The sequence below is a fragment of the Methylorubrum zatmanii genome (assembly GCF_014845115.1).
Classification (GTDB): domain Bacteria; phylum Pseudomonadota; class Alphaproteobacteria; order Rhizobiales; family Beijerinckiaceae; genus Methylobacterium; species Methylobacterium zatmanii.
Window position 1 is genome coordinate 1 of record NZ_NKUI01000260.1, and the last position, 4,873, is coordinate 4,873.

At 71.7% G+C, this 4,873-nt stretch carries 1 pseudogene; it reads right to left on the reverse strand.

Annotated features, from left to right (window positions below):
• Window positions 1–4,784: pseudogene (locus MZTS_RS22920) on the reverse strand (alpha-2-macroglobulin family protein); the annotation flags it as partial.
• Window positions 4,785–4,873: the final 89 nt, after the last annotated feature.

Here is a 4,873-nt window from a genome sequence, read left to right on the forward strand (position 1 = left end):
TCGACCGGGCTGCCGTCGAGGCGATAGACATTGCGCTCGACCGTATAGCCCTGCGCGGCGGCGGGCTCCGGAGCGATCGGGTTGCCCGTGACCCCGACCGTGACCTGCACCGGGTCGCGGCCCTGGTTGACGATCCGCACCGGCCGCGCCTCCAGGGCGGGGGCCCGGTAGAGCCGCGAGAGGGGGCCCGTCTCGGATTTCCCATCGACGGACAGCGCGAGGCCGCCCACTTCCTGTGACAGGCTTTGCGCCGCCAGCACCATCCAGGCGTTCTCCTGGGTGCTCGTGCTGCGGCCGTCCGCACGCTCCTGGCCGAGCACGGCGGCGACGGGCTGCAGCGTCTCGCGGGAGAACCCGGTCTCGGCGGACAGGGCCAGCAGGGCGGCGCCGTCGCGCAGGCGCGAGCCGTAATCGGCGCGGTAAGCGCCCTTGTCGCGCTCGGCCTGGAGCGATTGCACCGCCGCGTCGAACGCCTTCTGCGCCCGGCCGCGATCCCCCAGCAGGGCCAGCGCGGCGGCGAGCTGCCCGCGGCCGAGCGGTGTCGCGAACTCGGTGAGCTTGGTGTCGGCGAGGTAGCGCAGGTCGCCCATCACCGGCCGGCCGTTCCGGGCCAGCACATAGGCGGCATAGGCGAGATCCATGCCCCCGTTCTCGACATTGGTGGTGTTGGCGACCGTGTTGCGCAGGCGGTCGAGGGCAGTGTTGAACGCGGTCTGCGGCACGGCGAAGCCGCGCTCGCGGGCCCGGCTGAGGAAGTCGGTCACGTAGGCGTTGAGCCAGGTGTCGCCGGCATTCTCCGTCGACCACAGGCCGAAGGCACCGCTCGAATCCTGACGCGACAGCACGCGCTCGATGCTGGCGCGCACCCGCTCGTCCAGCTTGCCGTCGAGGCCGAGCTTCTCGTTGGCCGCGAGCGCGTTGACGTAGAGGAGCGGAAGGGCCCGGCTGACGATCTGCTCGGAGCAGCCGTAGGGGTAGCGGTCGAGCGACTGAAGCAGGGCCGCCACGTCGATTCCCCCGAGCCGGTTCGCCGCCACGGAGACCGCGCCGGTGCCGGGCAGGATGTCGGCGAGCAGATCCGGCGTCAGGTCGAGTCCGGCGCCGGGGTCGAGCGGGCGCAGGCTGCGCCGCACGAGGGCCCCGGTGCCGGGATTGATCGCGAGGGAAAAGCTCTGGCCGGCGCTGCCCTGGATGCCGGGTCCGGTGAGGTTCACATCGAGCCGGGCGAGGCCTGGGCCGGCGGCGGTGATCGGGATCACGAGCTGCCCCTTGGCGCCGGCCTCGAGCCGCATGGTGGAATGCACCGCCTCGCCCGACACCACCACCGGTCCCGAGAGGTCGAGATCGACGGTGTAGTCACCGGCTCCGCCTTCGACATTGTCGAGGGCGACGAAGAAGCGCGAACGGTCGCCGACATTGAGGAAGCGCGGCAGGGTGCCGGTCAGCACCACCGGATCGCGTACGATCACGTCGGCCTGCGCTTGGCCCACGCGGGATTTGGTCCAGGCGGTCGCCATCAGGCGGGCGGTGCCGTTGAAGGCCGGCAATTCCAGCGGGATGTTCGCGCTGCCGTCCGGCCCCACGGTGACGACACCGGAATAGAGCGCCAGAGGCGCCTGGGTCGGCGGCGCGTCGGCGAGTTCCGCGGCGCCCCCGTCACCGCCGGAGCGGATCGCGCCGAGCGTGCCCTGCATCCCGTCGATCAGATAGCCGTAGAGGTCGCGGACCTCCGGCCCGAGCGCCTTCTGGCCGAAGAAATAGGCGAAGGGGTTGGGGGCCTCGTAGCGGGTCAGGTTGAGGATGCCGACATCGACCGCCGCCAGCGTCACCCGCGCTTCTTCCCCTGAGGCGAGGCCCGCGATCTTCACCGGAACGGTGAGGGTGCCGCGGGGCCGGACCTTCTCGGGCGCGTCGAGGGCCACGGAGAGGCCGCGCTTCTCCTTGTCGACCGAGAACCAAGCCAGCCCGAGCGAACGGCCGGGCATGCGCTTGGCGGCTTGGTCGAGCGGCCGGTAGGCCGTGGCGACCAGGTAGGCGCCCGCGCCCCATTCCGCCTTCACCGGGATGTCGACGGTAGTGCCGCCTTCCGCGACGGTCACGTCGCGGACCTCGTGCACCCGGTCGCTGACGATGGCCAGGGTCGCCGTGCCGGAGAATTTCGGCTGGAGCCGGGCTCGCAGCCGCTCGCCGGCGGCATAGGCGCCCTTGTCGAGGGTGAGGTCGAGGAGGTCGGGCACGTCGGCGGTCTCACCCCCGCCCCAGCCCACGGTGAAGGACACGCTCGCCGCCGCCTGCGGCCGGCCCGGCACCGACGCCTCCAGGCGATACTGGCCGAAGCCCACCGGCACGGCGATGCGCGCGGGTGCCTCGGCGGTGGTCGCCACCTGCCCATCGGCGACGCGGCGGCTCGCCTTCACCGGCTCGAAGCTCCAGCGCCCGTTCTCGCGATACCACTGATAGGTCCGCTCGACCTTCGAGAGCGTCCAGGTCACCCCATCCTGCGGCAGGCGCCGCCCGTCGGGGGCGGCCATCACCACGTCGAAGGTCGCGGTCGCGTTCTCGGCGAGGTCGGCGGAGAAATTCTTGCGGATGGCCAGCACCGGCTGGGCCGGCAGGATCGGCAGGGTGACGCTGCGGCTCAGCGCCCGGCCGCCCGGCTCGCCGACGGCGAGGGTGATCTTCGCCTCCAGGGCACGGGGGGCGGCCACCTCCTGCACCGGCACGGTGAGGCTCGCATGCCCGCTTGCATCCGTCGTCGCCTTGGCGTCGATCTCGGCGGTCGTCGCCTCCACCGCCTCGTCGTCGAGGCCGATGGAGAACCCATCCAGACCCTTGATGCCGGGCTGGGCGGCCGCCTGCACCGCGACCGAGCCCGAGATGTCGAGCCCGGAGCCCGGCGCGCCGTAGAGGTAGCGCGCGGCGACCTCGATGGTGGCGGGCTCGCCGCGGCTCAGCGTCGGCGTCTTCGGGGTGAGGCTCACCTCCAGGCGCTCGGGCACATAATCCTCGACGAGCCAGCTCGCCTCGCCCACCGGCGGCGCCTTCGGGTCGGTATAGGCGGAGACCCGCCACGTGCCGTGCATGGCGCCCGGCATCAGCGGCAGGGACAGGGCGCGCCCGCCGAGCCCCTCGTCGGCGACCGCCACCCGGCGATACTCGACGCCGTCGGGCCGCTTCACCACCAGGGTCAGCGGCAGGCCGTTCACCGCCATCCCCTGCGGGTCGCGGAGCAGCGCGGTGAGCTGCACCGTCTCCCCGGAGCGATAGACCCCCCGTTCGGGGAAGATGTAGGCCTCGGCGCCGCTGGCGGCCGGGCGACCCTTCACCCCGCGGTCGGACAGATCGAAGGCGCCGAGCGCCAGATCGAGGAAGCCGTAATCGTCGCCGAGTTGCGCCACCACGAGGCCCGGCGCGAGGCCGCCTTCGCCGCGGGCGAGGCCGGCGGGAAAGGCGGCGTGCCCCTGCCCGTCGGTCTTGGCGCTCGCCAGCACATCGTTGTTGCGGGCGATCAGCCGGATCTCGGCCCCCGGCACGGTCTTGGCGCTGGCCAGCGAGCGCGCGAAGACATGGACCCCGTCGCGGCCCTTGAAGGCGGTGAGGCCGAGATCGGAGACGACGAACCATTGCGTCGCCTGCGCCTCGTAGCCGCCATACTCGTCCTCGGACGCGTCGGTGGTGCCGCTGGGCTTGGCCAGCATCAGGTAGAGGCCCGGCTCCAGCTTGCCGACCGCCTGGAGCACGGGGAAGGCGGTCACCGCCTCGCGGTTGGTTTCGGCCTTCGCCGTATCGAGGCTGCCCTTCCAGACCCGCTGGCCCTTCTGGTCGGCGATGGTCTTCGCCGTCGATCCGCTGAGCTGGCTCAGGAATTCTTCCGAGCGCAGCGCCGGCAGCAGGCCGCGATCGCCGATGCGCAAGACCTCGACATCGAGCTTGGCCGCGTTGACCGAGACCAGCGGCACGCCCGCCTGCCCGGTGCGGGGCAGGACGTAGTTGCGCCCGGTGAAGCGCACCTGGGGTGAGCGGTCGCGGACATAGACCTCGTAATCGGCCGATTTCAGCAGGGTTTCGCCGACCGCCGAGGGCAGGCCCTGCCGCACCACGAAGGCGTAGCGCTCGGAATGCTTGAGCCCGTCGACGCAGACTTGGCTGCCTTCCGCCGTCACGGCGGCGTTGGCCGCGCCCGAGACCGCGATGTAGGGGGTGTAGTCCGTCTTCGCGACGAGTCCCTCGGAGAAGGTGAAGCAGACCCGGGGCGCGGCGGCATCCGAATCGACCTTGTAGTCGAGGATGCGGAAGCCGTGCTCCTCGCGCAGCGTCTCGTAGGCGGTGCGGGTCTGGGCATCGTCCCGGATGGCGAGGCTCGCCCGGTAAGCCTCGAGGGCGGGCCGCCACTCGGATTGAGCCGCCTGGATCGCGCCGAGCCGGGCCAGCGCCCGCGCCTCGTCCGCCGGGTTCCTCGCGCGCAGGTAACCCTGATACGCGGCGGCCGTGGCGCGGCCCTTCAGGGTGAAGCGGGCGGCGTAATCGGAGCGGTCCTGGTCGTTGCCCGCCGCGCTGGCGGCCTCGGCGTAATCGAGCCAGTTGCGGATATCGTTCGGATCGGCCGCGACGGCGGCGGCGTAGGCGTTCAGGGCGGCGTCGGGCTGCGCCTGATCGTTCCCCGCAGCGGCCTCGGCCTCGCGGCGCCATTGCGCGGCACTCTTCGCGCCGGGAGGCGCCTCGCTCTTCAGCGCGGTTTCGAGGCGGACGCCCGCGCTCGCCAGGGCCTCGCGCACGAAGCTCTTCTGGCCCTGTCTCTTTTACACATATCCGAGCCCACGCGCCAGGCAGAAAACGAGAAAGCCGTCTTTGTGTTGTAACAAAACACTCACTG